28 protein-coding genes are annotated in these 26861 nt (G+C 66.8%); 17 read left to right on the forward strand and 11 right to left on the reverse strand.

Translation table 11 applies throughout. The features are described 5' to 3' along the window. The first annotated feature begins 22 nt into the window (after positions 1-22). From ACI1V7_RS00700 to ACI1V7_RS00715, 4 genes are all read left to right on the forward strand, one after another. On the forward strand, positions 23-745 hold the full coding sequence (locus ACI1V7_RS00700; RefSeq protein WP_404529874.1) for an RNA polymerase sigma factor FliA: 723 nt from the start codon (positions 23-25) through the stop codon (positions 743-745). Next, positions 736-1479, forward strand: coding sequence for a flagellar motor protein (locus ACI1V7_RS00705; protein ID WP_404529875.1), 744 nt, complete (start codon positions 736-738; stop codon positions 1477-1479). The genes ACI1V7_RS00700 and ACI1V7_RS00705 overlap by 10 nt, the downstream gene beginning before the upstream one ends. Positions 1480-1489: 10 nt before the next feature. Beyond that, a complete protein-coding gene (motD, locus tag ACI1V7_RS00710) occupies positions 1490-2230 on the forward strand; it encodes a flagellar motor protein MotD (RefSeq protein ID WP_404529876.1) in 741 nt (246 codons plus the stop codon). Positions 2231-2340: 110 nt separating this feature from the next. Next, a complete protein-coding gene (locus tag ACI1V7_RS00715) occupies positions 2341-2832 on the forward strand; it encodes a hypothetical protein (protein WP_404529877.1) in 492 nt (163 codons plus the stop codon). A 114-nt stretch (positions 2833-2946) separates the two neighbouring features. Here ACI1V7_RS00715 and ACI1V7_RS00720 read toward each other — a convergent pair whose 3' ends face one another. Continuing rightward, positions 2947-4011: a M35 family metalloendopeptidase gene (locus ACI1V7_RS00720; protein ID WP_404529878.1), complete on the reverse strand. Its 1065-nt coding sequence runs from the start codon at positions 4009-4011 to the stop codon at positions 2947-2949. Positions 4012-4301: 290 nt separating this feature from the next. Here ACI1V7_RS00720 and ACI1V7_RS00725 point away from each other — a divergent pair, with 290 nt between their 5' ends. Both ACI1V7_RS00725 and ACI1V7_RS00730 read left to right on the forward strand, forming a co-directional pair. Continuing rightward, entirely contained in the window at positions 4302-6482 is a 2181-nt protein-coding gene (locus tag ACI1V7_RS00725) for a putative bifunctional diguanylate cyclase/phosphodiesterase (protein WP_404529879.1), read from the forward strand. An 8-nt stretch (positions 6483-6490) separates the two neighbouring features. Beyond that, entirely contained in the window at positions 6491-8986 is a 2496-nt protein-coding gene (locus ACI1V7_RS00730; RefSeq protein ID WP_404529880.1) for a putative bifunctional diguanylate cyclase/phosphodiesterase, read from the forward strand. A gap of 97 nt (positions 8987-9083) precedes the next feature. Here ACI1V7_RS00730 and ACI1V7_RS00735 read toward each other — a convergent pair whose 3' ends face one another. The 3 genes from ACI1V7_RS00735 to flgA all read right to left on the reverse strand — a co-directional run bounded on the left by ACI1V7_RS00735 (position 9084) and on the right by flgA (position 10718). After that, positions 9084-9554, reverse strand: coding sequence for a flagella synthesis protein FlgN (locus tag ACI1V7_RS00735; protein WP_404529881.1), 471 nt, complete (start codon positions 9552-9554; stop codon positions 9084-9086). Between the two features lie 7 nt (positions 9555-9561). Continuing rightward, positions 9562-9873 (reverse strand): flagellar biosynthesis anti-sigma factor FlgM, encoded by a 312-nt coding sequence (gene flgM / locus ACI1V7_RS00740; RefSeq protein ID WP_404529882.1) that lies wholly within the window; start codon positions 9871-9873, stop codon positions 9562-9564. Positions 9874-9998: 125 nt separating this feature from the next. Beyond that, a complete protein-coding gene (flgA, locus tag ACI1V7_RS00745; protein WP_404529883.1) occupies positions 9999-10718 on the reverse strand; it encodes a flagellar basal body P-ring formation chaperone FlgA in 720 nt (239 codons plus the stop codon). Positions 10719-10875: 157 nt separating this feature from the next. Between flgA and flgB the strand changes: the two genes are divergently transcribed. The 11 genes from flgB to flgL all read left to right on the forward strand — a co-directional run bounded on the left by flgB (position 10876) and on the right by flgL (position 21941). Then, the gene (gene flgB / locus ACI1V7_RS00750) at positions 10876-11301 is read left to right on the forward strand and encodes a flagellar basal body rod protein FlgB (RefSeq protein ID WP_404529884.1); all 426 of its coding nucleotides are present in this window, start codon (positions 10876-10878) and stop codon (positions 11299-11301) included. Positions 11302-11303: 2 nt separating this feature from the next. After that, on the forward strand, positions 11304-11714 hold the full coding sequence (flgC, locus tag ACI1V7_RS00755) for a flagellar basal body rod protein FlgC (RefSeq protein WP_290411882.1): 411 nt from the start codon (positions 11304-11306) through the stop codon (positions 11712-11714). A 34-nt stretch (positions 11715-11748) separates the two neighbouring features. Next, a complete protein-coding gene (locus tag ACI1V7_RS00760; RefSeq protein WP_404529885.1) occupies positions 11749-12465 on the forward strand; it encodes a flagellar hook assembly protein FlgD in 717 nt (238 codons plus the stop codon). A 59-nt stretch (positions 12466-12524) separates the two neighbouring features. Next, entirely contained in the window at positions 12525-14051 is a 1527-nt protein-coding gene (locus ACI1V7_RS00765) for a flagellar hook protein FlgE (protein WP_404529886.1), read from the forward strand. A gap of 159 nt (positions 14052-14210) precedes the next feature. Next, positions 14211-14951 carry a flagellar basal-body rod protein FlgF gene (flgF, locus tag ACI1V7_RS00770; protein ID WP_404529887.1) on the forward strand — a complete coding sequence of 247 codons (741 nt, stop codon included), beginning with the start codon at positions 14211-14213 and terminating at the stop codon, positions 14949-14951. Between the two features lie 64 nt (positions 14952-15015). Continuing rightward, a complete protein-coding gene (gene flgG / locus ACI1V7_RS00775) occupies positions 15016-15798 on the forward strand; it encodes a flagellar basal-body rod protein FlgG (RefSeq protein WP_290411886.1) in 783 nt (260 codons plus the stop codon). Then, a complete protein-coding gene (locus ACI1V7_RS00780; protein WP_404529888.1) occupies positions 15798-16502 on the forward strand; it encodes a flagellar basal body L-ring protein FlgH in 705 nt (234 codons plus the stop codon). Before flgG ends, ACI1V7_RS00780 begins: the two co-directional genes overlap by 1 nt. 13 nt (positions 16503-16515) lie before the next feature. After that, the gene (locus tag ACI1V7_RS00785; protein ID WP_404529889.1) at positions 16516-17628 is read left to right on the forward strand and encodes a flagellar basal body P-ring protein FlgI; all 1113 of its coding nucleotides are present in this window, start codon (positions 16516-16518) and stop codon (positions 17626-17628) included. 25 nt (positions 17629-17653) lie between these two features. Beyond that, complete coding sequence (gene flgJ / locus ACI1V7_RS00790) at positions 17654-18625, forward strand: flagellar assembly peptidoglycan hydrolase FlgJ (RefSeq protein ID WP_404529890.1); 972 nt, start codon at positions 17654-17656, stop codon at positions 18623-18625. Between the two features lie 98 nt (positions 18626-18723). Next, complete coding sequence (gene flgK, locus ACI1V7_RS00795) at positions 18724-20682, forward strand: flagellar hook-associated protein FlgK (protein WP_404529891.1); 1959 nt, start codon at positions 18724-18726, stop codon at positions 20680-20682. 29 nt (positions 20683-20711) lie between these two features. After that, positions 20712-21941, forward strand: a complete 1230-nt coding sequence (flgL, locus tag ACI1V7_RS00800) for a flagellar hook-associated protein FlgL (protein ID WP_404529892.1) — start codon at positions 20712-20714, stop codon at positions 21939-21941. Between the two features lie 50 nt (positions 21942-21991). Here flgL and fliR read toward each other — a convergent pair whose 3' ends face one another. From fliR to fliL, 7 genes are read right to left on the reverse strand one after another with little or no spacing between them, the layout of a single operon-like run. Continuing rightward, entirely contained in the window at positions 21992-22819 is an 828-nt protein-coding gene (gene fliR, locus ACI1V7_RS00805) for a flagellar biosynthetic protein FliR (RefSeq protein ID WP_404529893.1), read from the reverse strand. 7 nt (positions 22820-22826) lie between these two features. After that, complete coding sequence (gene fliQ, locus ACI1V7_RS00810) at positions 22827-23096, reverse strand: flagellar biosynthesis protein FliQ (RefSeq protein ID WP_404529894.1); 270 nt, start codon at positions 23094-23096, stop codon at positions 22827-22829. Positions 23097-23105: 9 nt separating this feature from the next. Beyond that, positions 23106-23858 (reverse strand): flagellar type III secretion system pore protein FliP, encoded by a 753-nt coding sequence (gene fliP, locus ACI1V7_RS00815; RefSeq protein WP_404529895.1) that lies wholly within the window; start codon positions 23856-23858, stop codon positions 23106-23108. Positions 23859-23878: 20 nt separating this feature from the next. Further along, entirely contained in the window at positions 23879-24670 is a 792-nt protein-coding gene (gene fliO / locus ACI1V7_RS00820) for a flagellar biosynthetic protein FliO (protein ID WP_404529896.1), read from the reverse strand. Next, on the reverse strand, positions 24667-25095 hold the full coding sequence (gene fliN, locus ACI1V7_RS00825) for a flagellar motor switch protein FliN (protein ID WP_290411894.1): 429 nt from the start codon (positions 25093-25095) through the stop codon (positions 24667-24669). The genes fliO and fliN overlap by 4 nt, the downstream gene beginning before the upstream one ends. Before the next feature lie 2 nt (positions 25096-25097). Beyond that, the gene (gene fliM / locus ACI1V7_RS00830) at positions 25098-26132 is read right to left on the reverse strand and encodes a flagellar motor switch protein FliM (protein WP_290411895.1); all 1035 of its coding nucleotides are present in this window, start codon (positions 26130-26132) and stop codon (positions 25098-25100) included. A gap of 23 nt (positions 26133-26155) precedes the next feature. Further along, positions 26156-26701, reverse strand: a complete 546-nt coding sequence (gene fliL, locus ACI1V7_RS00835) for a flagellar basal body-associated protein FliL (protein WP_404529897.1) — start codon at positions 26699-26701, stop codon at positions 26156-26158. Positions 26702-26861: the final 160 nt, after the last annotated feature.

Below are 26861 nucleotides of genomic sequence, written 5' to 3' on the forward strand. Positions count from 1 at the left end.
TGAACGAACGGATACAGGAACCATGTACACGGTTAAAGGGACAGCGGACAAGAACTCTTTGCTGACGGAGCACATGCCGTTGGTGAAGCGTCTCGCCCATCACATGAAGGCCAAGCTCCCGCCGTCCGTCGAAGTCGACGACCTGATCCAGGCCGGCATGATGGGCCTGCTCGACGCCATCAACCGCTACGAGGAAAACCAGGGCGCCCAGTTCGAGACCTATGCAGTGCTGCGCATCCGTGGCGCCATGCTGGACGAGCTGCGCAGCAGCGACTGGATGCCGCGCTCGACCCGCTCCAATATGCGCAAGGTCGAGCAGGCGATGGCCTCGCTGCAGCAGTCGCTGGGCCGCCCGCCGAGCGAATCGGAAGTGGCGCAGTCGCTCAAGCTGTCGCTGGCCGACTACCAGGACATGCTGGGCGATTCCGGCGGCCACCAGCTGGTCTACTACGAGGATTTCCACGACGACGCCGAGGGCAGTGACAGCTTCCTCGACCGCTATGCGGTGGATGACGACGATCCCCTCAAGAGCCTGCTCGACACGGACTTCCGCCAGGCCGTCATCGATGCCATCGATGCGCTGCCGCCGCGCGAGAAGATGCTGATGGGCCTGTACTATGAGGAAGAGCTGAACCTGAAGGAAATCGGCGCCGTCATGGGCGTGTCCGAGTCGCGCGTGTCGCAACTGCACACGCAGGCCGTGGCGCGCCTGCGCAGCTACCTGAAGGAGCGCGCTTGGACCTGACGAGCCTGCTCGGCCTGGCGCTCGCGCTGGCGGGCATCGTCGTCGGCTTCACGCTCGACGGCGGCAAGTTCGCCTCGCTGGTGCAGCCGGCCGCTTTCCTCATCGTCGTCGTCGGCACCTTCGGCGCCGTGCTGCTGCAGACCAAGCGCAAGGCCTTCTGGCGCGGCGTGAAGATGCTGCGCTGGGTGTTCTTCCCGCCGCCGGACCGCCGCCAGCAGCTGGCGCGCGAGATCAATCTGTGGAGCCTGTCGGCGCGCCGCGACGGCCTGCTGTCGCTGGAACAGTACATGGCGAAGGCCGATCCGTTCATCCAGAAGGGCCTGCGCCTCGTCGTCGACGGCATCGCGCCGGACAAGGTGCGCAGCCTGATGCACACCGAGATCAATACCTACGAATTCCGCGAGCGCCAAGCTGCGCGGATCTGGGAATCGGCCGCCGGCTACGCGCCGACGGTCGGTATCATCGGCGCCGTGCTGGGCCTGATCCACGTGATGGAAAACCTCACCGATCCCTCGCGCCTGGGCGCCGGCATCGCCGTGGCCTTCGTTTCCACCGTGTACGGCGTGGGCCTGGCCAACCTGTTCTTCTACCCGGCCGGCAACAAGATCAAGGGCATCGTCACCGAACGCGTGGCCCAGTACGAGATCCTGGCCGACGTGTTCCACGACCTCGCCACGGGCGACTACACCCGCGTCATCGAGGAACGCATCGGCTGCCTGCTGTCGGAGCACTGAGGAGACCGCCATGGCGCGCCGCAAGCCCTACCAGCAGGATGAAGAGAACCACGAGCGCTGGCTGATTTCCTACGCCGACTTCATCACGCTGCTGTTCGCCTTCTTCGTCGTGATGTACGCGATCTCCGTCGTCAACATCGGCAAGTACACGGTGCTGTCGGAAGCGCTGGGCGATGCCTTCGGCGGGCGCGGCGCTTCCGTCAAGTCGAATACCCAGGTCGAGCTGGAAGCGCTGCCGCTGTCGCACATCCTCGCGCGCAAGCGCGCGGAAGCGGCCAAGCGCGACCGCGAGCGCCTGGACCTGCTGGCCCGCAAGCTCGACAGCGTGATGGCGCCGCTGGTGCGCAGCGGCAAGGTGCGCGTGATGCAGACGGCGCGCGGCGTCACCATCGAGATCAATGCGAGCGTGCTGTTCCAGGAAGGGCAGGCGGGCCTGTCCGCCAATGCGCGCGAGACGCTGGCCGCCGTCGGCGCACTGCTGAAGGACGACCCGCACGCCATCGAGGTCGAAGGCCATACCGACGACACGCCTATTGCTAGCTCTCTCTTTCCGTCCAATTGGGAACTGTCGGCGGCGCGCGCCAGCACCGTGGTGCGCCTGTTCGCCGAGAACGGCGTGGCCGCGCGCCGCCTGGCCGCCGTGGGCCGCGCATCCAATATGCCGATCGCGCCCAACACGGACGACGCGGGACGCGCGCGCAACCGGCGCGTGGCCGTCACCATCCTCTCGGGCAGCGCTCCCGTCGAGTAAATCACCCGTCCGCCCCGTCGGATAAAATGATGGCCATGATCCCACGCGCGACGAGGCGGGCGCTGCGCCCGGCCGTTCCTGCGCATAATCGATTCCATGAATGGAGTGACATGCAACGACGAACGATATTGTGCGCGGCCCTGGGCGCCATGCTGGCCGCGGGCTGTGCCGACAAGCCAAGGAAAGAGGAACCGATGAACCTGCATGCGAGCCTGAGCGTCGATGCGCAGCACGACAAGGTGCTCGTCACCGTCCGCTTCGAGAACCGCGGCGAGCGCCGCGTCTGGCTGCCGCGCGCGGTGGCGGCCGACGAACGCCTCACGGGCCGCCTGTTCGAACTGAGCGGAGCGGACGGCAGCGAGGTCGCCTACCAGGGTCCGATGGTCAAGCGCCTGCCGTTCACGGCGGCGGACTACGTCGAACTGGCGCCGCATTCGGCGCATGCGCACACGATCGACATCACCCGCTACTACGCCTTCGCGCCGGGTCGGCACGAGTACAAGATCCGCTGGTGGGGCCTGGTGCTGGGCGACGTCAAGCAGCTCGAGGCCTATACGGAATCGTCCACCGAGCCGGTGACGTTCACGCACACTGCACCTTGACGCCAACGGTGGGCATGTAATGCCCACCCTACGGCACCAGGGGTCGGAGTCCGGTTTTGCGGGTGGACTCCGACCCGGTGTTCAGCCACTAGCATGGCAGGCCCCGCGCCGGCGCTATTCAAGCGCCGGCGTGTTCTCGCCAAAGTACTCGTGCGAGTCCGCGTTCTCGATCGCGCGTGCCGGATTGCTGACGGCCAGCGCCGCCGCCGCCGATTGCCCGTAGGCCCAGTCGTCGGTGCTGGCAACGACGGTGAAGTGGCTCATCTCGTGCACCAGCGTGCCGCCCTTCGAATCGGTGCCCGTCAGCGGCGCGGCCCAGAAGGCCTGGCATACATAGATCTCGTAGGGCTGGTTCGGGTAGACGTAGGCGTAATAGGGCTCGTCGCAGCTGCAGTCGACCGTCACCGGCTTGGTGGCGAAGGCATCCTTGATGGCGACGAAGTGGCCCATCACGGTGGTCCAGCGAGTGGCGTCGAAGGCGCCGAACCAGCGGGTGTAGCGGGGGCCGCGCGTCTTCCTGTGCAAGTAGCTGTCCGCGTCGCTGGACATGGCCAGCGCCGCCTCGCTGGCCAGGGCGATCTGGCCCTGCTGGGCGGCCGAGCAGCTGCGGTAGCTGAGGCCGGCGCCGGCCGCCGGCGCCTGCAGTGCCGCCTGGCGGGCAGTGGGGCGCCCCTCGACGCGCATCGTGGCGCCCACCGCCGCCTCGGCCGTGGCCTTGGCGCGCGGCACGCCGGGCCGGCTGTACAGCGGCGCGCCGGCACGCCAGCGCACGCTGTAGGCGCCGCTCGCGCTCAGGTCGTACGAGGCGCCCAGGTTGACGCTGGCGCTGCGCGAACTGCCGGGCGCCAGCGCGATGTAGTCGGCCGCCGTCGGCGCCGCGCGCTTGACCTGGCGTCCGACGTAGGGGACGGCCAGGCCGTCGCGCGTGACCTCGAACAGCGGCGCCGTGGGCACGCCCGATGCACCGAGGGCAAACGGTGTCTGCCAGGCCAGCAGGTATTGCGTCTCGCTCGTCGTGTTGGTCACCGTGACGGTCACCATCACGTCCTCGGTCTTGGCCAGGCTCGGGCGCTCCGGCGTCACGCTCACCGTCACCCCCGATGCCGCCCAGGCCGCGTTCATGCCCAGCGCCAGTGCCGCCGCGACTGCCCGGCCGATCCTCTTGCGTTCCTTGCTCATGGCTTCCTCCGCTCGCGCGTGTCGAAAGCTTCGTTGTACCGTTGGCCGCCGCTGCCCACATTGCATAATCACAATGAAACGGCACGCCCATGGCTTGTTCCTGCGGCATGTCCACAACACTTTGATTACGGGTTGCAGGAACTTCTCGATCAACAGGCAACGCATTGATAGAATTAAATGATGCTGTAAAAACATGAAAATTTCGCAGCAGAATTAACCTCCCCCTTGTACAAGCACGTCGCCGGCTGCGACGGATGCACCCCACGGGCAGCTGGAACGGACAGACGATCTTGACGAACAAATACAAGGGCTTGCCCGGTGCCGCGGGCGAGCGCCATGGCGCGGCCCGCGCCGCCGGTCCCGGCCGGCCGGCGCCCGCCGCGCGCCCGAGCATCCTCGAGCCGGGCGACGACCACCTGGCGCGCCACTTCCTGGAGCAGGTGATCGAAGCCATGCCGGCCGGCCTGATGGTGGTCGACGCCGAAGGCTGCGTGCTGTCGATGAACAAGGCGATGAGCGACATGCTGGCGGTGTCCGACGACGTGCTGGCCGCTCGCCCGCCGCTCACGACGCTGATCCCGAGTCCCGAACTGGCCGAACGCGCCGCCGCCGCATTCTCGTCGGGGGCGTCGCAGGACGGCATCGTGGCCGCCGTCTCCGTGGGTGCCGAACGCGTGCGCTGGTTCGAATTCAATATCCGCCGCACGCGCCGCGCCGGCGGCTGGCTGCTGCTGCTGATCGGCCAGGACGTCACGTACCGGCGCCAGACGCGCCTGCGCCTGCAGGAGAGCGAGGAATTCTTCCGCCTCACCTTCAGCCAGGCCGCCGTCGGCATCGCGCTGCTGTCGCGCGAAGGACACTTCCTGCGCGTGAACCGCAAGCTGTCGCAGATCGTCGGCTTCACCGAAATCGAGCTGCTGCAGCGCTTCTTCCACCAGATCACCTGTCCGGACGACCTGCCCGAAGACCGCGCCCTGGTCGCGCGCCTGGTCTCGGGCCAGCTGCGCGACTACCAGCGCGAGACGCGCTACCGGCGCAAGGACGGCACGCTGGTGTGGGTCGCCGTCAGCGCCTCGACCATGCGCGAGGCGTCCAGCGGCCAGCTGCGCGTGATCCTCGCCGTCGAGGACATCTCGCGCCGCAAGGAGGCCGAGGAAGCGCTGATGCGCATGGCCAACCACGACGCGCTGACCGGATTGCCGAACCGCCTGCTGCTGCAGGACCGGCTGGCGCAGGCGATCGTCCAGGCCCAGCGCAGCGGACGCCAGGTCGGCGTGATGTTCGTCGACCTGGACCGCTTCAAGCACATCAACGACAGCCTCGGGCACGAGGCCGGCGACCGGCTGATCGTCGAGATCGGGCGGCGCCTGTCGGCGGCGCTGCGCGAGAGCGACACGGTGGCGCGCCAGGGCGGCGACGAATTCGTCGTCGTGCTGGCCGACCTGGAAGGCCCCGACGATGCCGCCACCGTCGCGCGCAAGGTGCAGGGCGGCCTGTTCCAGCCGATGATGCTGGCTGGCCAGGAAGTATTCCCGAGCGGGAGCATCGGCATCGCCATGTACCCGCGCGACGGCCAGGACAGCCACGCGCTGCTGCGCGCCGCCGACAGCGCCATGTACCACGCCAAGGCCGGCGGCGGCAACGGCTTCCATTTCTACGCGGCCGACATGCTGGCGCGCGCCGAGGAGCACCTGCGCCTGGAGACGGGCCTGCAGCACGCGCTGCAGCGCGAGGAATTCGTGCTGCACTACCAGCCCCAGGTCGATGCCGTGCTGGGCGAGATCGTCGGCGTCGAGGCGCTGCTGCGCTGGCAGCCGCAGGAGGGCGCGCTGGTGCTGCCGTCCGACTTCATCCCGCTGGCCGAGGAAACGGGCCTGATCGTGCCGATCGGCGAGTGGGCGCTGACGCAGGCGCTGCGCCAGCAGGCGCTGTTCGCGCGCAGCGGACTGCTGCTACGCATGAGCGTGAACCTGTCGGCGCGCCAGTTCCGCCAGCAGGACGTGGCGGCCCTGGTGGCGCGCCTGCTGGCGCAGGAGGGCGTCGATCCGGCCATGCTCACGCTGGAAATCGCCGAGAGCGTGCTGATGGAAAATTCCGACGTCGCGGCCGCCGCCATGGCGCGCCTGGCCGCGCTGGGCGTGCGGCTGGCGATCGACGACTTCGGCACCGGTCCCGCGAGCCTGTCGATCCTGAAGCGCTTCCCGATCCACGCGCTCAAGATCGACCGCTCGATCGTCGCCGACATCGGCGACGGCGAGGACGCGGCCATCGCCAGGGCCGTGATCGCGCTGGCCCGCTCATTGAAGCTGGAGGTGATCGCCGAAGGCGTCGAGGACGGTGTCCAGCAAGCCTTCCTCGACGCCCACGGCTGCCGCCTGATGCAGGGCTACTGGTTCGCGCACCCGCTCGACGCCGCCGCGCTGGAACGGCTGCTGCGCGTCCGGCTGGCCGAGGGGGGAAGGGCAGCATGAGGAGCAGCATGAAGGCGGACACGAAGTCGTCCCCGCGCCCCTGGCTGCGCCGCATGTCCACGGGCCGCCGCCTGGCGCTGCTGGTCGCCGCGCTGGCCGCGTTCACGGCCTGGCTGGCGCTCGGCGGCGCGGCCGTGCTGCCGTGGCAGCCGCGCTGGTACCAGTCGCTGCACACGGCGGTCGAGGTGTTCTCGGTGGTGGTGGCCCTGCTGGTGTTCAGCACCGGGTGGCACGGCATCGGCCGGCGCACTCCCGTGCGCGTGGCGCTGCTGGCGCCGGCCGCGCTGGCGGTGGGCCTGTTCGACCTGGGGCACCTGATGGCGGCGGAGGGGATGCCGGGCTTCGGCGGACCGGGGAACGCGGCGACGAACATGGCGTTCTGGCTGGCCGCGCGCACCTTGAGTGCCCTGGCACTGCTGGGTGCCGCGCTGGCGCCGCGCGAGCGCACGGTGGGACGCGCGCTGCATCGCGCGGCGCTCGTGGCGGCGCTGGGCCTGGTGTCGCTGGCGTCCTGGCAGGCACTGGGCGATCCGTTCCCGCTGCCGGCTGCCTGGGGTCCGGGGCGCGGCCTGGCGGCGTTCAAGACCGGCTGCGAGCTGGCGCTGATCGCCGCGAATGCGCTGGCGGCCTGCCTGCTGCTGGTGCGCGCCCTCGACACGGGCCTGCGCACCGACCGCTATCTGGCCGCGGCCGCCGCGATGCTGGGGCTGTCGAGTGCCACCTTCTTCATGTACGGCACGCCGGGCGACGTGTTCAACGTGGTCGGCCACGTCTACAAGGTGATTGCCTACCTGTTCCTGTACCGCGCCATCTACGTCGCCGCCGTGCTCTCTCCCTACCTGCGTTTGCAGCGCTCCGAGCGTTCGCTGGTCGAGAGCGAGAACAAGTTCCGCGGACTGATGGAAGCGGCGCCGGACGCGATCGTGCTGGCCGGCGCCGACGGCCGCATCGCCATGATGAACGCGCGCGCCGAGCAGATGTTCGGCGTCGCGCGCGAGGCGGCGGCCGGCCTGCCGCTGGAAATGCTCGTGCCGCCCGGCGCGGGCCTGGACGAGACCAGCTGCCGGCGCCTGCACGCGGGCGCCTTCCCGGCCGAGGTGCGGCGCGCGGCGCTGCCGACCGGGCAGCAGATGGCGGTGGTGCGCGACGTCTCCGAACGGCGCCGCCTGGAACGCGCCGTGCTCGAACAGCTGACCTGCGACGCGCTGACGGGATTGCCGAACCGCGCGCGCATCCTGGAAGCGCTGGACGAGTCCATCGACGGCGCGCGCCGCCTGGGCCGCACGCTGGCCGTGCTGGTGCTCGACCTGGACGAATTCCGCAAGATCAACAGCGGCTACGGCTGGTCCGGCGGCGACGACGTGCTGCGCGAATGCGCCGAGCGCCTGACGCTGCTGCTGCAGCCGGGCGACCTGCTGGCGCGCCAGGGCGGCAACGAATTCATCGTCGTGCAGAAGAACTCGGGCGCCGCGGCCGCGGAGGCGCTGGCCGGCAGCCTGCTGGAATGCATGCGCGAACCGTACGTGCTGCAGGGCCAGCGCGTGTTCCTTGCGGCGAGCGTCGGCGTGGCGCTGCTGCCGCCGCACCCCTGCGACGCCGAGGAACTGCTGCAGATGGCCCAGGTGGCGATGGGCAGCGCGCGCGCCGAAGGGCATGCGTACCGCTTCCACACGGCCGAGATGGCCGAGGCGATCCGCGAGCGCGTGGACATGGAGGCGCTGCTGCGCCACGCGCTCGAGTGGGGCCAGCTGGTGCTGCAATTCCAGCCGCGCGTCCGCGTGGGCGGCGGCGAGCGGGATGGCGCGATCGTGGGCGTCGAGGCGCTGGTGCGCTGGCGCCATCCGGTGCTGGGCCTGGTGCCGCCGGGACGCTTCATCCCGATCGCCGAAGAGACGGGGATGATCGAGGAACTCGATCTGTGGGTGCTGCGCGAGGCCTGCGTGCGCGCGGCCGGCTGGCGCCGCCGCGGCCTGCCGCCGCTGCGGGTGTCGGTGAACCTGTCGGCGCGCCAGTTCCAGCAGGCCGGCCTGGCGCAGCGCGTGCGCGCCGCGCTCGAGCACAGCGGCCTGCCGCCGTGCGCGCTGGAACTGGAAATCACGGAAAGCACGGTCATGCGCGACACCGGCGAGGCGGCCAGCGTGCTGCGTTCGCTGAAGGCGCTGGGCATCGCCCTGTCGATCGACGACTTCGGTACCGGCTATTCCTCGCTGAGCTACCTGAAGCGCTTCCCGCTCGACGTGCTCAAGATCGACCGCTCGTTCGTCAAGGACGTCATCGACGATCCGAACGACGCCGCCATCACCTGCGCCATCATCGCGCTGGCGCACGGGCTGAACCTGGAAGCGGTGGCGGAAGGCGTGGAAACCCGCGCGCAGCTGGACTTCCTGAAGGCGCACGGCTGCGACGAGATCCAGGGCTATTATTTCAGCCCGCCCGTGTGGCCGGAGCAGCTCGAGGAGATGCTGGAGAAGGAATCCGCCGCGAATGGGATGACGGTGAAATGAGCGTCCGCGGAACGCCGGGGACGGCGTCCAACGATCGGCACGGAACGTTGACCCCTCCGCGACGACGTAGGGTGGGCATCATATGCCCACCATCGCATCAACCGACCACGAAGCGCTTCGAGGGCCCGGCCGCCACGGTCTGGCCGCTCTTGCCGTAGACGCTCGCATTGCCGTTGGCGGGGCCGCGCAGGGCGCTCAGCACGCCCTGGGTATGGGCCAGCTGCTTGTTGAGCAGCATGCCGTTCACGCGGTTGAGCTCCTTGGCTTCGCGCGTCAGGTCCAGCAGGCGGTCCCAGTCGCCGCGTGCGTCGGCATTGCCGGCGACGGCCAGCCAGGGTTCCATGCCCGCTTCGCCGGCGATGAAGCCCGCCGCGCCGAGGGCGCGGTGGCGCAGGCGCGACAGTTCGGCCGCCTGTTGCGCCAGCTTCAGCTTTTCCGGCGTGAGGGTCGAGAGGCCATCGGCATCCGCACTGACAAGGAGCTGCTGCTCCGTCTTCATCAGTTCCACCATGGAACCGATCAGTTGCTGTTCGTCGCGCAGGGTTGCGCCAGGGGATGCTATGGCCATAAATGATTTATCGTTGGCGGGAATGCAGCAGGTCGCGTACCGTTTCCAGCAGGCCGTCCGCCACTTTCTCCGAATTTACCTGGAACTGGCCATCCGCGATGGCCGCCTTGATGCGTTCGACTTTCTTGGTGTCGAACACCTGGTTCGCGCTGCCCGTGCCGGCCAGTGCCTGGCCTTGCGAAGACAGCCTTACCGTGTCAGTCGCCGCGGGCGTGGTCCTGCTCGCGGCGGCCGCATCGTTCGCTTTTGCATTGGTGGTTGCCGGCGTGGTGGGGGCCGGAATACCAGCGTTGCCTTTTAATGTATCGTTGATTTTCACAGCATCATCCTTCTCAGGTCGAGCAGAAAGCCCGGGATCTGCCTGTGTTATCGGCGTCTCCGCCGAAAACTTTAGCATCTCCTGCAACTATCTGTAACCACCGGTCGATGCCGTGGCCTATCCGGTCAGAACGCCACCTCGACCATGCCGCCGCTGCGCGCCGTGCCGCTGACGATCGATCCCGACGGGGTGCGCACCTGCACCACCTGGCCGTCGCCGGCCGTGCCGATCGCCTTACCGTCGGCCGAGACGGAGAACCCGTTACCGTTCAACACCAGGCGCACGGCCTGGTTGGCCTGCACGACGGGCTTGCTCTTGAGCGTGTCCAGGCGCAGCGGCGTGCCGGCCGCCAGCGACACGGTCGGCGTGCGTCCGACGGCCTGTGCCATGTCCGTGATGATGCCGTTGGGCATCGCCGCGATGTCGCCTTTTACCAACACCAACTGGCCTTCCTCGATCGCCTGGCCCTGGGCCAGGGGGAGGGCGGCGGCCACGTACTCGGCCTGCACGCTCACCTGGGCCTGGACGAACAGCGTCCAGTTCGACGGCGCCGTGCAGCGCACGCCCACCGTGGTCTTGCCCCAGGGCCGGGCGCCCGGCTGCAGGAAGGCTTCCGGCGCCGGACAGGCCGCGACGGCGGTGCGCGGGTCGATCGCGCCGACCTTGACCGTCACGGTGCCCGGCAGGCCGGCAGCCTGCGTCTTGAGGAATTGCTCGATCACGGGCTTGAGCGCATTCAGGTTCTGGCGTGCCCCCGCGCCGGCGGGTTGCGCGCTCTGCGCGAAGGCGGGAACGCCTGCTATGGAGGCGGCCAGCAGCGCAATGGTGAACAACGTGCGTTTCATGGATGGCGATGGTGTGTGGTTTTACGACGGTTGCCATCTTAGAGTTCTTGATGCCCTACTGAAACATCGAATAGACTGGTTTTGGGGCCCCTTATTGCCCGATGGGAAGAGTCTCGGGGGCCGTATGATCCATGCTGTCCATCCACCGGAGAGCACCATGATCGGCAAACTCGACGACTACCTGCGTTTCAACGAAACGGCGCTGAGCCTGCGCGCGCAGCGCCAGGAAGTGCTGGCGTCGAACATCGCCAACGCGGATACGCCCAACTACAAGGCGCGCGACATCGATTTCGCCAGCGCCCTGCAGAATGCCGTCGCCAAGGGCGGCCAGGCCGGCGGCCCGCTGGCCACCACGGCCAAGACGCATTATCCGAACGGCGCGGCCGACGGCAAGGCGCTGGCCGATGGCACCCCGGTGCTGTACCGCACGATCACCCAGGGCGCCGTCGACGGCAACACGGTCGAGATGGATACCGAACGCACCCAGTTCGCCGACAACGCGCTGCGCTACGAAGCGGGCATTTCGATGATCAACCACCAGATCCGCGAGCTGATGACCGCGATCCAGTCCGGAGGCCAGTAACCATGTCCCTGTTTAATGTCTTCGGCGTCGCCGGCTCGGCCATGACGGCCCAGTCGATGCGCCTGAATACCACGGCCAGCAACCTGGCCAATGCCGACAGCGCCACCAGCGCCACCGGCGAAGCCTACCGCGCCAAGCAGGTCGTGTTCGAGGCCGTGCCGATGAGCGGCGCCAATGGCAGCGCCACCGCCGTCAAGGTGCGCGAAGTGGTCGAGGACCCGTCGCCGCTGAAGCAGGTGTACGACCCCAAGAACCCGCTCGCCGACGACAAGGGCTATGTCAGCATGCCCAACGTCAACGTGGTCGACGAGATGGTGAACATGCTGTCGGCCTCGCGTTCCTACCAGAACAACGTCGAGACGATGAACGCGGCCAAGACCATGCTGCTCAAGACGCTGACCATCGGCCAGTAACCTTTCCCTTTAGCCCAGAACCCGAGACGCTCCCATGGCGACGACCGTAACCAACAACACCACCTCGAACATCAACGACCTGATGTCGACCATGAACGCCAAGCCGGCCACCGCGACCGACAGCGTGCAGGCCGATACCGACAAGTTCATGACCCTGCTGGTCACCCAGCTGAAGAACCAGGACCCGCTGAACCCGCTGGACAACGCCCAGGTGACGAGCCAGCTGGCCCAGCTGCAGACCGTGACGGGCGTGAACAAGCTGAACACGACGCTGGAATCGCTCAAGTCGAGCTACCAGAGCTCGGAGTCGCTGCAGGCCACGAACCTGATCGGCCACGGCGTGCTGGTCGAGGGCAGCAAGGTGACCCTGTCCGGCAGCAAGGGCATCCTGGGCGTCGAGCTGGGCAGCGATGCCGACGCCGTGCAGGTGACGATCACGGACAAGGCCGGCAACGTGGTGCAGACCATGGACCTGGGCGCGACCAAGGCCGGCATCGTGCCGCTGGCCTGGGACGGCGTGCCCGACCCGAGCAAGCTGGGCAGCGACGGCAAGCCCGTCACCGTGGCCGACGGCACCTACAACATTTCCGTCACCGCCACGCGCGGCGGCGAGGCGCTGAAGCCGAAGGACGCCAAGACCCTGTCCTTCGACAGCGTACTGAGCGTCACCACCAATTCCACCGATGGCGTCAAGCTGAACCTGCCCGTGTCGGGCACGCTCACGCTGGCCGACATCAAGCAAGTCCTGTAAGCACGCCGCTACAGAACCTTTAAACCGCAGCATCCGAATCTCGAACACAGGAGCATCACATGTCTTTCCAACAAGGCCTGAGCGGCTTGAACGGCGCGGCGAAATCGCTGGACGTCATCGGTAACAACATCGCCAACGCGAGCACCGTCGGCTTCAAGGGCTCGACGACCCAGTTCGCCGACGTCTACGCCCGTTCGCTGAACGGCGCGGGCGGCAAGACCGCCGGCATCGGCGTCTCGGTCGCCGACATCGCCCAGCAATTCACCCAAGGCAATATCGAAACGTCGAACAACCCGCTCGACATCGCCATCAACGGTTCCGGCTTCTTCCGCATGGAAACCGACGGCCTCGTGCAGTACAGCCGCAACGGCCAGTTCTCGCTCGACAAGAACGGCTATATCGTCAATGCCCAGGGCGCCAAGCTGACCGGCTATGGCGTGGGCGCCAACAACCAGATCCTGGCCGGCACCCCGCAGCCGCTGCAGATCAACACGGCCGACCTGAAGCCGGTGACCACCACCAAGGTCGAGACGTCGATGAACCTGGATTCGCGCACCAAGCCGCCGACCAAGGTGCCGTTCAATGCCGACGATCCGGAAACCTACAACAAGCAGATCCCCGTGCAGGTCTACGATACGCTGGGCAATGCGCACACGATGTCGATGTACTACGTCAAGACCGATGCCGGTACCTGGGACGTGTACGCGGGCAGCGACGGCGTCGAGATCACGTCCGCCAAGGCGGCCTCGGCCAGCCAGGCAGATGCAGCCAGCGTCACCGCGCGCGACAAGTGGCTCGCGGCCACCAAGGCGTCGCCGCTCGTCCAGGCCAATATCGATGCCGCCGCCAAGGAATATGCCGATGCCGCCGGCAAGGCCGTCCTCGCCGCCGCCGACACCGCCAAGGCCAGCGACCAGGTGAAGGCCGCCATCACGGCCGCCGCCGCCAGCGCCGGCACCACGCCGGGCATCACGCCGGAACAGATCGACGCCCAGATTTCCGCCGCCGTGGCGGTGCCGGGCAAGCCGGTCGGCACGCTGAAGTTCGATTCGAACGGCGCCCTGTCGGCCGCCCTGATGGCGCCGCAGACCCTGCCGCTGACCATCAACCTGCCGATCAACCCGCCGACCGGCGCGAAGGACACGATGACGTTCACGCTGAACTTCGCCGGCTCCACGCAGTACGGCAGCGACACCAGCGAGAAGAAGACGGTCCAGGACGGCTACACGGCCGGCCGCCTGCAGCGCTTCTCGACGGCCGATGACGGCACCATCCTGGGCCAGTACAGCAATGGCCAGACCAAGGCCCTGGGCCAGGTCGTGCTCGCCAACTTCACGAACCCGAACGGCCTCGAGCCGCTGGGCAACAACGCCTGGGCGGAATCGTCGGAATCGGGCACGCCGCAGGTGGGCACGCCGGATTCGGGCAGCTTCGGCGTGCTGCAGTCGGCCGCGACGGAAGCGTCGAACGTCGACCTGACGGCGGAACTGGTCAACATGATCACGGCGCAGCGCGTCTACCAGGCGAACGCGCAGACCATCAAGACCCAGGACTCGGTGCTGCAGACGCTGGTGAACCTGCGTTAATCAGGTACCTGACGCACCTACATAACGTATAACAACGTCGTCCCTGCGAAGGCAGGGACCCAAGCCGCTCAGCGGGAGTCGCACATCCAGCGTTGCGGCGCCGTTCAACGACATTGGGCCCCCGCCTGCGCGGGGGCGACGTGGTAAAGAGGATACAACATGGATCGGTTGATTTACACGGCAGCCAGCGGCGCCAAGCACATCCTGGAAAAGCAGGCGACGACGTCGAACAACCTGGCGAACGTCAGCACCACGGGCTTCCGCGCCCAGCTGGATACCTTCCGTGCCGTGCCGGTCCAGAGCGAAGGCATGCCGACGCGCGCCTTCGTCGTCGACAACACGGTCGGCGCCGATTTTTCCGCCGGCGCCATCCAGGTGACGGGCCGCGACCTCGACGTCGCCGTCAAGGGCAGCGGCTGGATCGCCGTGCAGAACCCGGACGGTTCCGAAGCCTATACCCGCAACGGCGCGTTCCAGGTCAGCCCCAACGGCCTGCTGCAGACGAGCAGCGGCCAGACCGTGGCCGGCGAGGGCGGTCCCATCACGATCCCGCCCGACGTCACCATCTCGGTGGGCACGGACGGCACCATCGCCACGCTGTCGACCACCGACCGCCCGGCCGCCTCGACCGTGCTGGGCCGTATCAAGCTCGTCAATCCGAACCAGGCCGACCTGGTGCGCGGCGACGACGGCCTGTTCCGCCTGAAGGACGGCAGCGCCGCCCAGGCCGACGCCTCCGTGACGGTGACGGGCGGGGCGCTGGAAGGCAGCAACGTCTCGGCCGTGGAAGCGATGGTCGACATGATCTCGCTGGGCCGTTCCTTCGAGACACAGATGAGCCTGTTGAAGAACGCGGAGAATAACGCGGCGAAAGCCGCTCAGATCCTCTCTTTGACTTGATTGCCCCTGGGACATAATTTCATGGTGGGCGACGGGGTGTTCTCGTTGCCGTTTGGAGGACACCATGATCCGTTCGCTTCACATCGCAAAAACCGGCCTCGAGGCGCAGCAGACCAACCTCGACGTCATCTCGAACAACCTCGCCAACGTCAGCACCAACGGCTTCAAGAAGTCGCGTGCCGTGTTCGAGGACCTGCTGTACCAGAACGTGCGCCAGCCCGGCGCGCAATCCTCGCAACAGACGCAGCTGCCGTCCGGCCTGCAGATCGGTACCGGTGTGCGCACCGTCGCTACCGAGCGCATCCATACCCAGGGCAACCCGCAACAGACCGGCAACTCGAAGGACGTGATGGTCAACGGCGCCGGCTACTTCCAGGTGGCGATGCCCGACGGTACCCAGGCCTACACCCGTGACGGCTCGTTCCAGACCGATTCCAACGGCCAGCTGGTCACGTCCAGCGGCTACGTGCTGCAGCCGCCGATCACCGTCCCGCCGAATGCCCTGTCGCTGACCGTCGGCCGCGACGGCACCGTGTCCGTGACCACCCCGGGCCAGGCCGCCGCCACCCAGATCGGCGCGATCCAGCTGCACACCTTCATCAACCCGGCTGGCCTCGAATCGCTGGGCGAGAACCTGTACGCCGAGACGGGCGCCTCGGGCACCCCGAACGCCAACGTGCCGGGCACCAACGGCTCCGGCGTGCTGATGCAGGGTTACGTCGAAACCTCGAACGTCAACGTGGTCGAGGAAATGGTCAACATGATCGAGACGCAGCGCGCCTACGAGATCAACTCGAAGGCGATCACCACGTCCGACCAGATGCTGCAGAAACTGGCTCAACTCTAATGAACAATTTTTTTAAGATTAAAAATTGGATCCCCGCCTTCGCGGGGACGACGCTGCGCGTCGCCTTCGCAGGGGCGACGGTGGCTCTCGCCACCGTCGGCTGCGCTTCGACCCCGACGTCGATCGTCAAACAGCCGACTTCCGTCCGCCCGATGCTGGCCGACACCGGCACGCCGACGGAAGGCGCGATCTTCAACGTCAACACCTACCGTCCGATGTTCGAAGACCGCCGCGCGCGCCATATCGGCGACATCCTGACCGTGAGCATCGTCGAGAAGACGTCGGCCAACAAGAGCGGCGCCAGCAGCGGCAACAAGTCGGGCAGCGTCGACATGGGCATCCCGGGCCCGCTGCAGGGCAAGCTGGGCGCCAATATCGGCACCAGCTCGGGCACCAAGTATGCCGACGGCGACACCCAGACCGCCTCGAACGCCTTCACGGGCACGATCGGCGTGACGGTGTCCGAGGTGCTGCCGAACGGTAACCTGATCGTGGTCGGCGAAAAGCAGATCGCCATGAACAAGGGCGTCGAGTTCATCCGCTTCTCGGGCATGGTCAATCCGGACACCATCCAGGCCGGCAACATCGTGTCCTCGACGCTCGTCGCCGACGCCCGCGTCGAGTACCGCACCAACAGCCAGCTCGACCGTGCTGAAGTGACATCGATGATGTCGCGTTTCTTCCAATCGCTTCTCCCGTTCTGATTCCTTGACCGTCATGCGCCTGAACCTGAAACTGATCGCTCTCTGTGCCGCCCTGCTGGGCCCGGTCGTCGCCATGCCGGCCCACGCCGAACGCATCAAGGACCTCGCCAGCATCGGCGGCGTGCGCCAGAACCAGCTGTCCGGCTACGGCATCGTCGTGGGCCTGGACGGCACTGGCGACCAGACCACGCAGACCCCGTTCACCGTGCAGTCGATCATGGCGATGCTGCAGCAGAAGGGCATCAGCCTGCCGGCCGGCACCCAGCTGCAGCTCAAGAACGTCGCGGCCGTCATGGTCACGACCTCGCTGCCCGCGTTCGCCCAGCCGGGCCAGACCATCGACGTGACCGTGTCCTCGATGGGTAACGCGAAGAGCCTGCGCGGCGGCACGCTGCTGATGACCCCGTTGCAAGGCGCGGACGGCCAGGTGTACGCCATGGCCCAGGGCAACGTGCTGGTCGGCGGCGCGGGCGCCCAGGCGGGCGGCGCGTCGGTCCAGGTGAACCAGCTGGCCGTGGGCCGCATCTCGGCCGGCGCCACCGTCGAGCGCGCCGTCGCGTCGAACCTGGGCGCCGACAACCAGGTCAAGCTGGAACTGAACACGACCGATTTCTCCACCGCCAGCCGCGTTGTCGAGGTCATCAACGACAAGTTCGGCCCCGGCATCGCCACGGCACTGGACGGCCGCGTGATCCGCGTGCGCGTGCCCTCGTCGAGCGACCAGCGCGTGGCCTTCCTGGGCACGCTGGAAAACATGGACGTGCGTCCGTCCGAGGCGGCCGCCAAGATCATCCTGAACGCGCGCACCGGTTCGGTCGTGATGAACCGCAGCGTGACGCTGGAGCAGTGCGCGATCTCGCACGGCAACCTGTCGGTCAGCATCGGCAACGACACGCAGGTGAGCCAGCCGCCGGCCGGCTCGCGCGGCGCCACCGTCGTCACCCAGAACCCGTCCGTGTCGATCAAGAAGGATGCGGGCAAGGTGATCGCCTTGAACAACGGCGCTTCGCTGGCCGAGGTGGTGAAGGCGATGAACGCCATCGGCGCCACCCCGCAAGACCTGCTGGCGATCCTGCAGGCACTGAAAGCCGCCGGTTCGCTGCGCGCGGAACTCGAGATCATCTAACCGACCCCAGCAAAGAAGGATTACCATGCTCGGCTCCACTCCCGACCTGTCCGGCAAGTTCGCGCTCGACACCAACGCCCTCGGCGACATCAAGCGCGGCGCCAAGAGCGGCTCGTCCGACGCCCTGAAAGGCGCGGCGACCCAGTTCGAATCCATGTTCATCAACATGATGATGAAGAGCATGCGCGACGCCACGCCCAAGGACGGTCCGATGGACAGCCAGGAAACCCGCACCTTCACCACCATGCTGGACCAGCAGATGAGCCAGAAGCTGGCCAAGCGCGGCATCGGCCTGGCCGACGTGCTGGTGCGCCAGCTGGGCGCCCAGGAGCAGGGCAAGGCGGCGATGGCGCAGATGAATGCGCAGGCGCTGGCGATCGGCGCGGACGCGACGTCGGGCGCCACCGGCACCAGCCAGGCGCTGCAGGATGCGTCGCGCATGATGCGCGCGTCCGACACGATGTCGACCGACCAGCCCGCGACGTCGGCGGCGTCCGGCATCACGGGCAGCGCGCGCGGCACCAACAACGAGAACAAGCCGGCCCACGTGCGCGCCTTCCAGGAAAAGCTGGCCGACGCCGCCGAGGAAGCGGAACAGGCGACCGGCGTGCCGGCCAAGTTCATGCTGGGCCAGGCCGCGCTGGAAACGGGCTGGGGCAAGCGCATGATCCGCAATGCCGACGGCACCTCGAGCAACAACCTGTTCGGCATCAAGGCCGGCGGCGACTGGAAGGGCAAGGTCGCCACCGCCGTGACCACCGAATACGTCAACGGCCATCCGCACCGCAAAGTCGAGAAGTTCCGCGCCTACGACAGCCATGCGGACGCGTTCAAGGACTACGCCCGCATGATCGGCAACAACCCGCGCTACGAGAAGGTGCTGCAGCACGGCGGCGACGCCTCCACCTTCGCCCATGGCCTGCAGCGCGCCGGCTATGCGACCGACCCGCAGTACGCGGCCAAGCTGTCGCGCATCATCAAGCATTCGCTCGCTTGAACGTGATGGCAAATACGGCAACATTGCGTGGACGCTGAAAAAAACAATAAAGTTCCGGCGAAATTTGCCGTCAATGACACAACACACAGGTAAATACTATGTCCCTCCTCAGCATCGGCAAATCCGGCCTGTTCGCGGCCCAGGCAGCCCTCTCGACCACGGGCCACAACATCACCAACGCCAACGTGGCCGGCTATAGCCGCCAGGCGGTGGTGCAGGCGACGACGACGGCGATGCAGACGAGCGGCGGCTTCATCGGCACCGGCACGCAGATCTCCCAGGTCAAGCGCTATTCGGACGAGTTCCTGAACGCCCAGGTACGCACGGCCCAGGCCCAGACGAGCGGCCTGGAAGCGTACGAAGCCCAGATCAACCAGATCGACAACCTGCTGGCCGACAGCACCTCGGGCCTGTCGCCGGCGCTGCAGGATTTCTTCGCCTCGGTGCAGAACCTGACGGGCGACCGCGCCGGCGTGCCGTCGCGCGGCTCGCTGCTGACCTCGGCCGAGACGCTGACGGCGCGCTTCCAGTCCATGGACAAGCGCCTGGGCGAGATCCGCGAGGGCGTCAACACCCAGCTGACGGCCAGCGTCGAGACGATCAACGTCTACGCCAACCAGATCGCCAAGCTGAACGACCAGATCGGCAAGCTGTCCGCGGGCAGCGACCTGGACGTCCCGAACGACTTGCTGGACCAGCGCGACCAGCTGATCATGGACTTGAACAAGCAGGTCAAGGCCACCGTCGTCCCGGGCGACAACAACAGCCTGACCGTCTCGATCGGCAACGGCCAGCCGCTGGTCGTCGGCACCACGGCCTACCAGCTGGCGGCGATGCAGTCGCCGACCGACCAGACCCGCATCACCGTCGGCTACGTCAACGGCACCAAGACCACGCCGCTCCCGGAGAGCACGCTGACCGGCGGCGCCCTCGGCTCCGTGCTGGAATTCCGCACCAAGTCGCTCGACCTGGCGCAGAATTCGCTGGGCCGCATCGCCATCGCGATGGCCACCACGATCAACGACCAGCAGCACCTGGGCCTGGATGCCAACGGCAACCCGGGCGCCGACATGTTCACCGTGCCGGCGGCCGAGGTCACCAAGAACGTCAACAACAACATCACGTCGACCACCGAGATCAAGGCCAGCGTCCGCGACGCGACCCAGCTCACGACGAGCGACTACAAGGTCGAGTTCGACGGCGCCAACTACAACGTGATCCGCCAGTCGGACAACAAGAAGACGGTGATCAACCCGTATCCGCAGAACGGCACGCCGCAGACCATCGACGGCGTCGACTTCGCGATCACGGGCAACGCGGCCGCCGGCGACAACTTCCTCGTGCGCCCGACCATCAACGGCGCCTCGAACATGAAGCTGGCGCTGACCGACCAGTCGCAGATCGCGGCCGCGGCCCCGATCGCCACCAGCATCCCGCTGACCAACAAGGGCACCGGCAAGATCAGCGAAGGCTCGGTCGACAAGAACTACCTGGCCGCGCCGCTGACGGACGCCACGCCGGTGACGCTGACCTACGACGGCACCAGCGGCAACCTGACGGGTTTCCCGGCCGGCCAGACCGTCACCATGACCCTCAACGGCAAGACGACGAGCTATGCGGCCGGCGCCAACGTGCCGTTCAACGACGGCGCCAGCTACACCTTCGGCGGCATGACGGTCGGCATGACGGGCAAGCCGGCCAACGGCGACACCTTCAAGATCGCCCACAACACGGGCTCGGGCGACACCCGCAACGCCAGCCTGATGGGCGACCTGCAGTCGAAGAACATCCTGGACAACGGCAAGGCCACCTACCAGTCCGCCTACGCCAATATGGTCAGCACGATCGGCAACAAGGCGCGCGAGGTACAGGTCAACGCCGAGGCCGCGAATGCCCAGCTGCAAGCGGCCCAGACCGCCGCCAACAACGTTTCCGGCGTCAACCTGGACGAGGAAGCGGCCAACCTGCTCAAGTACCAGCAGGCCTACCAGGCCTCGGGCAAGGTGATGCAGATCGCCGACACCATCTTCGACACGCTGCTGTCGATCGGCCATTGATCGCCGCCTGACCACAAGGAAACCGCACCATGACCCTGCGCCTCAGTACCGCTTCCATCTACGCCACCGGCACCAGCCAGATCAATACGCTGCAGAGCCAGATCGCCAAGACCCAGATGCAGCTGTCGACCAACAAGCGCGTCCTGACGGCGGCGGACGATCCGATCGCCTCCGCGCGCGCCCTCGAGGTCACGCAATCGCAGTCGATGAATACCCAGTTCGGCACCAACCGCAGCGCCGCGCGCGCCTCGCTGTCGCTAGTGGACAAGACGCTGCAGGACGTGTCGGCCCAGATGACGGACATCCAGTCGCTGATCGTCACGGCCGGCAACGGCGGCTACACGCAGAGCGACCGCGAAGCGCTGGCCACGGAGCTGGAAGGGCGCCTGAAGGACATGCTGGGCCTGGCCAACACGGCCGACGGCACGGGCGGCTACCTGTTCTCCGGCTACAAGTCGACCACGCAGCCGTTCACCCAGACCACGACGGGCGCCACCTACCAGGGCGACCAGGGCCAGCGCAGCCTGCAGGTGGGCTCGACCCGCAAGATGCCGATCAGCGAGAGCGGCAGCGCGATCTTCGAGACCATCAAGACGGGCAACGGCAAGTTCCAGGCGCTGCAGGGCGATGCCAATACGGGTTCCGGCATCGTCTCGCCGGGCTCGGTCGTCGACAGCAGCAAGCTGACCGGCGACAATTACGCGATCAATTTCACCAAGACGGGCACCCCGGCCGTCACGACCTATACCGTCGTCGACACGAGCAAGAACCCGACCGTGAACGTGCTGGAAGACCAGCCCTACACGGCCGGTGCCAGCATCACCTTCGACGGCATGTCGCTCGACATCAAGGGCGAGCCGGCGGACGGCGACACCTTCTCCGTCAAGCCGAGCGAGAACCAGTCGGTGTTCACCACGATCACCGACCTGATCCAGACGTTGCGCATGCCGGCCGACGGCTCGACCGGCAAGGCCGAGCTGGCGAACCGCCTGGCGGAAGCGGGTTCGAACATGAAGAACGCGCTGGACAACGTGCTGACCGTGCAAGCCTCGGTGGGCGCGCGCGAGAAGGAGCTCGACTACCTCGACAGCACGGGCGACGACCTCAACATCCAGTACCAGAGCACGCTGGAAGACCTGACGGGCCTGGACATGGTGAAGGCGATCTCGCTGTTCTCGCAGCAGCAGACCACGCTGCAGGCGGCGCAGGTGTCGTTCAAGACGATGTCGGGGCTGTCGCTGTTCAACTACATCTCCTGACACCCGCAGCTTGAAAACCGTCGTCCCTGCCTTCGCAGGGACGACGTATTTCAGCGTGCGCGCGGCGCAGGCGGCACAGGCGCCGCCGGCGTTTTCTCTCCCGCCGTCCGCGGAATCCTTCTCCCCGCCTCGATCCCCTGGTTGAACAGGTTCTGCAGCGGCGTGTTCAGGTAGGGCAGGGTAATGCTGATCACCAGGAAGCCCGCGCCCAGCGTGATCGGGAAGCCGATGCCGAACAAATTCAGCTGCGGCGCCGCGCGGGTCAGGATCGCGAGGGCGATGTTGGTGACGAGCAGGGTGGCGACGACCGGCATGGCGATCTGCATGCCGGCCGAGAAGATGCGGCCGCCCCAGCGCGCCATCTCCAGCGGCGCCGCCAGCGACATCGGCGTGGCCGAGATGGGCAGCGTGTAGAAGCTCTCGACCAGCGCCTCGATCATGACCAGGTGGGCATTCGTGGCCAGGAAGGCCAGCGTGGCGACCAGCGCCAGGAACTGGCTGATGGCCGAGGTGCGCGCCGACGTGTTCGGGTCGAAGAAGCTGGCAAAGGACAGGCCCATGGTCTGGCTGGCGACCTCGCCGGAGAATTCGATGGCGGCGAACACGAGGCGCATGGCAAAGCCCATCGCCGTGCCGATCAGGATTTCCTGGATCAGGATCAGCGTGCCGGCCCAGGACATCGGGTCCACGTTCGGCACGGGCGGCAGGTTGGGGGCGACGATGCTGGCCAGTAGCGCACCCAGCGTCAGCTTGACGGTCTGCGGCACGCCGGTATTGCCGAATACGGGAGAGGCGGCCACCAGCGCGAGGATGCGCGTCAGCGGCCAGATGATCGTGCCGATCCAGGCGTACAGCTCGGTCGAGGTGAAGGAGATCACACCGACGTCAGCCGATCATTCCCGGGATGCCCGTGAAGATCGTGCGCATGTAGTCCGTCATCACGCCGATCATCCACGGCCCGGCCACGACCAGGGCGACGAAGATGCCGACCAGCTTGGGGATGAAGGACAGGGTCTGTTCGTTGATCTGGGTGGCGGCCTGGAAGATGCTGACGATCAGGCCGATGATCAGGGCCACCAGCAGCAGCGGGGCCGAGACCATCAGGCAGATTTCCATGGCCGTGCGGCCCATCTGGATCACGCTTTCCGGGGTCATCCGGCCTCCCTAGTAGAAGCTCTGGGACAGCGAGCCCAGCAGCAGTTGCCAGCCGTCGACGAGCACGAACAGCATCAGCTTGAACGGCAGCGAGATCACGGCCGGCGACATCATCATCATGCCCATCGACATCAGCACCGACGCCACCACCATGTCGATGATGAGGAAGGGGATGAAGATGGCGAAGCCGATTTGGAACGCCGTCTTCAGTTCGCTCGTGATGAAGGCCGGGATCAGCACGCGCAGCGGCACGTCTTCCGGTCCCTGCAGCGCGGGGGTGCGCGAGATCTTGACGAACAGGGCGAGGTCGGACTGGCGCGTCTGCTTGAGCATGAAGCCCTTCAGCGGCACGGCGGCCTTGTCCATCGCCTCGCCGAACTGGATGCGGTTTTCCTGCAGGGGGACGTAGGCCTCGGTATAGATGCGGTCGAACGTGGGGCCCATCACGAACAGCGTCAGGAACAGCGACAGGCCGATCATCACCTGGTTCGGCGGCGCCGTCTGGGTGCCGAGCGCCTGGCGCAGCAGGGACAGCACGATGACGATGCGGGTGAAGCTCGTCATCATCAGCAGGGCGGCCGGGATGAAGGTCAGCGCCGTCATGAACAGCAGCGTCTGCACCGGCAGCGAATACGTGGTGCCGCCGGGGCCGGCGCTGGTGGTGAAGGCGGGGACGCTCGGCGCGGCCAGTGCCGCGACCGGCAGCAGCAGCGGCAGGGCGATGCCGGCCGCCAGCAGGATTCGTTGTTTGGTGCGTATCACGTGCGTATTGCTTCCGCTTGTTACTTCCGTTTATCGAGCGTCTGTTTCAGCCAGTCCGCGAAATTGCCCGCGGCCGGCGCATGCGGAGCCAGTGTAGCGCCTTCGGCGGCGCCCGGGTGCACGCCGGCACTTTCCTGGCGTGGCATGGTCGCCAGCGCGTTCACGCGGCCGGGCGAGGCGCCCACCACGATCCACTGGTCGCCCACCTCGACCACCAGCAGGCGCTCGCGGCCGCCCAGGTTCAGCGAGCCGACGATGCGCAGGTTGGCCGTGCCGCCGCCCACCTTGGGACCGTAGCGTTTCAGGAACCAGGCCAGGCCCGCGAGCAGGGCCAGCACGGCGACCAGCGCGAACAATGTCTGCAGCAGGCTGCCCGTGGCCGAGCCGGACGGCATCGCGACGGGGGCCGTGGCGGGTGCCACCGGCGCCGTCGCGGCAGGCTGGGCCGGGGTGGTGGGCAGGGTGGCGTCGGCGTTCGTGCCCGGGCCCGCGGCGGCGTCGCCGTTGGCGTCCGGAGCCGACCCCGCGGTGCTGCCCGTGCCGGACTCGCCGACCGTGGTGCCGGCCGTCATGCCGGACGGGGCATCGGGCGCGGCGGCGCGCGGCGTGGTGGCCGCCGGCTGTTGCAGCGGGGCGACAGGAGCCGTGTTGTTAGCGGGCGCCGGAACGACAGATGCCGGCTTGGTGCCGGCATCGTCGTTGCGCGCTTGCGTTGCTGGTCCGGCGGGCGGTGTCGAGCCTCCCTGCTGGACCGCCGCAGCGGCCAGCGGGAAGGCGATGCCCACGGCCAGGAGGGTCAGCCGGCGCCTCATTTGTTGAGTTTGCGGATGCGCTCCGACGGCGTGATGATGTCGGTGAGGCGGATACCGAACTTGTCGTTCACCACGACCACCTCGCCCTGGGCGATCAGGCAGCCGTTGACGAGCACGTCCATCGGTTCGCCCGCCAGGCCGTCCAGCTCGACCACGGAACCCTGGGCCAGTTGCAGCAGGTTCTTGATGGCGATCTTGGTGCGCCCCAGTTCCACGGTCAGCTGGACCGGGATGTCGAGGATGAAGTCGATGTCGTTCGGGGTATCCGGACGCGGTCCCTTGTTCGAGAAATCCTTGAACACGGCGGCCGTGGCGGCCTGCTGCTGGTTGGCCAGCGCGGCCGCTTCGGCCGCCGCCTGTTCCGCGATGGCGGCGCCCCACATGTCGTCGTCGAGGTTTTCCTGGTCGTCTTGGGTATCAGACATGATTACTCTCCTGGGTTGCTCTGGAAGGGATTGGCGCTTCCTGCGCCCGGCCCGTCCTTGTTGAACGTGTCGCTGTTGGCCAGCAGCTTCTCGACCTTCAGCGCGTATTGTCCGTTGAAGACGCCGTAGCTGCAGTCCATGACCGGTACGCCGTCGACGGTGCCCTGGATGTGTTCCGGCACCGAGATCGGGATGACGTCGCCGATCTTCATGTTCAGTATTTCGTCGAAGTTCGCCTTGCCGTGGCCGAGCACGGCGACGAGTTCCACTTCGGCCACCTGGATCTGCTGCGTCAGCAGGCGGATCCAGCGCTTGTCGACTTCCAGGGCCTCGCCCTGCAGGCTCGACGTGAGCGTATCGCGGATCGGTTCGATCATCGAATACGGCATGCAGAAGTGGATCTGGCCGGAGACGGAACCCAGCTCGATGGTGAACGTGGACGATACCACGACTTCATTCGGGGTGGCGATGTTGGCGAACTGCGTGTTCATCTCCGAGCGGATGTACTCGAACTCGATCGGGTACACCGGTTCCCACGACTTCGCATAGGCCTCGAACACGATGTCCAGGATGCGCATGATGATGCGCTGCTCGGTCTGGGTGAAGTCACGGCCTTCCACGCGGGTGTGGAAGCGGCCGTCGCCGCCGAACAGGTTGTCGACCAGCAGGAACACCAGGCCCGGATCGAACACCATCAGCGCGGTACCGCGCAGCGGCTTCATGTGGATCAGGTTCAGGTTGGTCGGGACCACCAGGTTGCGGATGAATTCGCTGTACTTCGAGACCCGCACCGAGCCCACCGACACTTCGGCGCTGCGGCGCAGGAAGTTGAACAGGCCGACGCGCAGGTACCTGGCGAAACGCTCGTTGATGATCTCGAGCGTCGGCATGCGGCCGCGGACGATCCGCTCCTGCGTTGCCAGGTTGTAGGTGCGGACTCCCGAGGCGTCTTCAGGCGTCGCAATGTCGTCCTGGTCGCCGTTGACCCCCTTGAGGAGGGCATCGACTTCTTCCTGAGAGAGAAAATTATCGGCCATGCTGCTTGTCCGGGTGAGGCTGTTTACTGGATGATAAACGAGGTAAACAAGACGTCGGAAACTTCCTGTTCGTCGCCGTGCGCGTCGAAGGGTTCCTTGACCGCCGCCAGGATCTCGCCGGCGAGCTGCTGCTTGCCTTCGACCGTGCTGATCTCGGACGCCTTCTTGCCCGACAACAGCAGCAGCACGCGGCTGCGCACCTTCGCCATATTGTTCTTGACCAGCTCGGCCTGTTCGCCGCCCTCGACCTGCAGCGTGAACGCGACCTGCAGGTACTGGTCGCCGTTCTCCGGCTGCAGGTTGACGGTGAAGGGCTCGACGGCGATGTATTCCGCCGGCGCTTCTTCCTTCTTTTTCTTCTTCTTGGTTTCCTTCTTGGGCTCTTCTTCATGCGCCTCGGCGTCGCCGCTGCCGTGCATGAAGTACCAGGCCGCGCCACCGCCACCCAGGCCCAGCACCAGCACCGCCGCGCCGACGATCATCATCAATTTGCCCTTGCCGCCACCGGCTGCTGCCGGGGCTGCTGCTTCCGCCTTCGGATCGGCTTTCACTTTTGGATTCGCTTTCAAGTTATCTCTATTCCCGCTGTTCTGGATGGTGCCGTGATTATGGCATTATCGAGAAAAAGTGAGCAGCGGCAACGGTTGAAAAGAGGGGGGAACGAGGGTCATCTCGTTATTTTCTGATCGATAACGCGAGGACTGGGGGTTATCGTGCGCTTCGGTGGGC

It is taken from the genome of Massilia paldalensis (assembly GCF_044901715.1).
GTDB lineage: Bacteria > Pseudomonadota > Gammaproteobacteria > Burkholderiales > Burkholderiaceae_D > Telluria > Telluria paldalensis.

What these genes read in the sequence shown, in the direction of transcription:
- ACI1V7_RS00720 (WP_404529878.1), bottom strand. Translation starts at nt 4,011, where the DNA reads ATGAGCAAGGAACGCAAGAGGATCGGCCGGGCAGTCGCGGCGGCACTG.
- ACI1V7_RS00780 (WP_404529888.1), top strand. Translation starts at nt 15,798, where the DNA reads ATGAACAATTTTTTTAAGATTAAAAATTGGATCCCCGCCTTCGCGGGG.
- ACI1V7_RS00785 (WP_404529889.1), top strand. Translation starts at nt 16,516, where the DNA reads ATGCGCCTGAACCTGAAACTGATCGCTCTCTGTGCCGCCCTGCTGGGC.
- fliQ (WP_404529894.1), bottom strand. Translation starts at nt 23,096, where the DNA reads ATGACCCCGGAAAGCGTGATCCAGATGGGCCGCACGGCCATGGAAATC.
- motD (WP_404529876.1), top strand. Translation starts at nt 1,490, where the DNA reads ATGGCGCGCCGCAAGCCCTACCAGCAGGATGAAGAGAACCACGAGCGC.
- flgC (WP_290411882.1), top strand. Translation starts at nt 11,304, where the DNA reads ATGTCCCTGTTTAATGTCTTCGGCGTCGCCGGCTCGGCCATGACGGCC.
- flgA (WP_404529883.1), bottom strand. Translation starts at nt 10,718, where the DNA reads ATGAAACGCACGTTGTTCACCATTGCGCTGCTGGCCGCCTCCATAGCA.
- flgJ (WP_404529890.1), top strand. Translation starts at nt 17,654, where the DNA reads ATGCTCGGCTCCACTCCCGACCTGTCCGGCAAGTTCGCGCTCGACACC.
- ACI1V7_RS00730 (WP_404529880.1), top strand. Translation starts at nt 6,491, where the DNA reads ATGAAGGCGGACACGAAGTCGTCCCCGCGCCCCTGGCTGCGCCGCATG.
- flgK (WP_404529891.1), top strand. Translation starts at nt 18,724, where the DNA reads ATGTCCCTCCTCAGCATCGGCAAATCCGGCCTGTTCGCGGCCCAGGCA.
- fliM (WP_290411895.1), bottom strand. Translation starts at nt 26,132, where the DNA reads ATGGCCGATAATTTTCTCTCTCAGGAAGAAGTCGATGCCCTCCTCAAG.
- ACI1V7_RS00765 (WP_404529886.1), top strand. Translation starts at nt 12,525, where the DNA reads ATGTCTTTCCAACAAGGCCTGAGCGGCTTGAACGGCGCGGCGAAATCG.
- flgG (WP_290411886.1), top strand. Translation starts at nt 15,016, where the DNA reads ATGATCCGTTCGCTTCACATCGCAAAAACCGGCCTCGAGGCGCAGCAG.
- flgB (WP_404529884.1), top strand. Translation starts at nt 10,876, where the DNA reads ATGATCGGCAAACTCGACGACTACCTGCGTTTCAACGAAACGGCGCTG.
- ACI1V7_RS00715 (WP_404529877.1), top strand. Translation starts at nt 2,341, where the DNA reads ATGCAACGACGAACGATATTGTGCGCGGCCCTGGGCGCCATGCTGGCC.
- fliO (WP_404529896.1), bottom strand. Translation starts at nt 24,670, where the DNA reads ATGAGGCGCCGGCTGACCCTCCTGGCCGTGGGCATCGCCTTCCCGCTG.
- flgL (WP_404529892.1), top strand. Translation starts at nt 20,712, where the DNA reads ATGACCCTGCGCCTCAGTACCGCTTCCATCTACGCCACCGGCACCAGC.
- ACI1V7_RS00700 (WP_404529874.1), top strand. Translation starts at nt 23, where the DNA reads ATGTACACGGTTAAAGGGACAGCGGACAAGAACTCTTTGCTGACGGAG.
- ACI1V7_RS00760 (WP_404529885.1), top strand. Translation starts at nt 11,749, where the DNA reads ATGGCGACGACCGTAACCAACAACACCACCTCGAACATCAACGACCTG.
- flgF (WP_404529887.1), top strand. Translation starts at nt 14,211, where the DNA reads ATGGATCGGTTGATTTACACGGCAGCCAGCGGCGCCAAGCACATCCTG.
- fliN (WP_290411894.1), bottom strand. Translation starts at nt 25,095, where the DNA reads ATGTCTGATACCCAAGACGACCAGGAAAACCTCGACGACGACATGTGG.
- ACI1V7_RS00735 (WP_404529881.1), bottom strand. Translation starts at nt 9,554, where the DNA reads ATGGCCATAGCATCCCCTGGCGCAACCCTGCGCGACGAACAGCAACTG.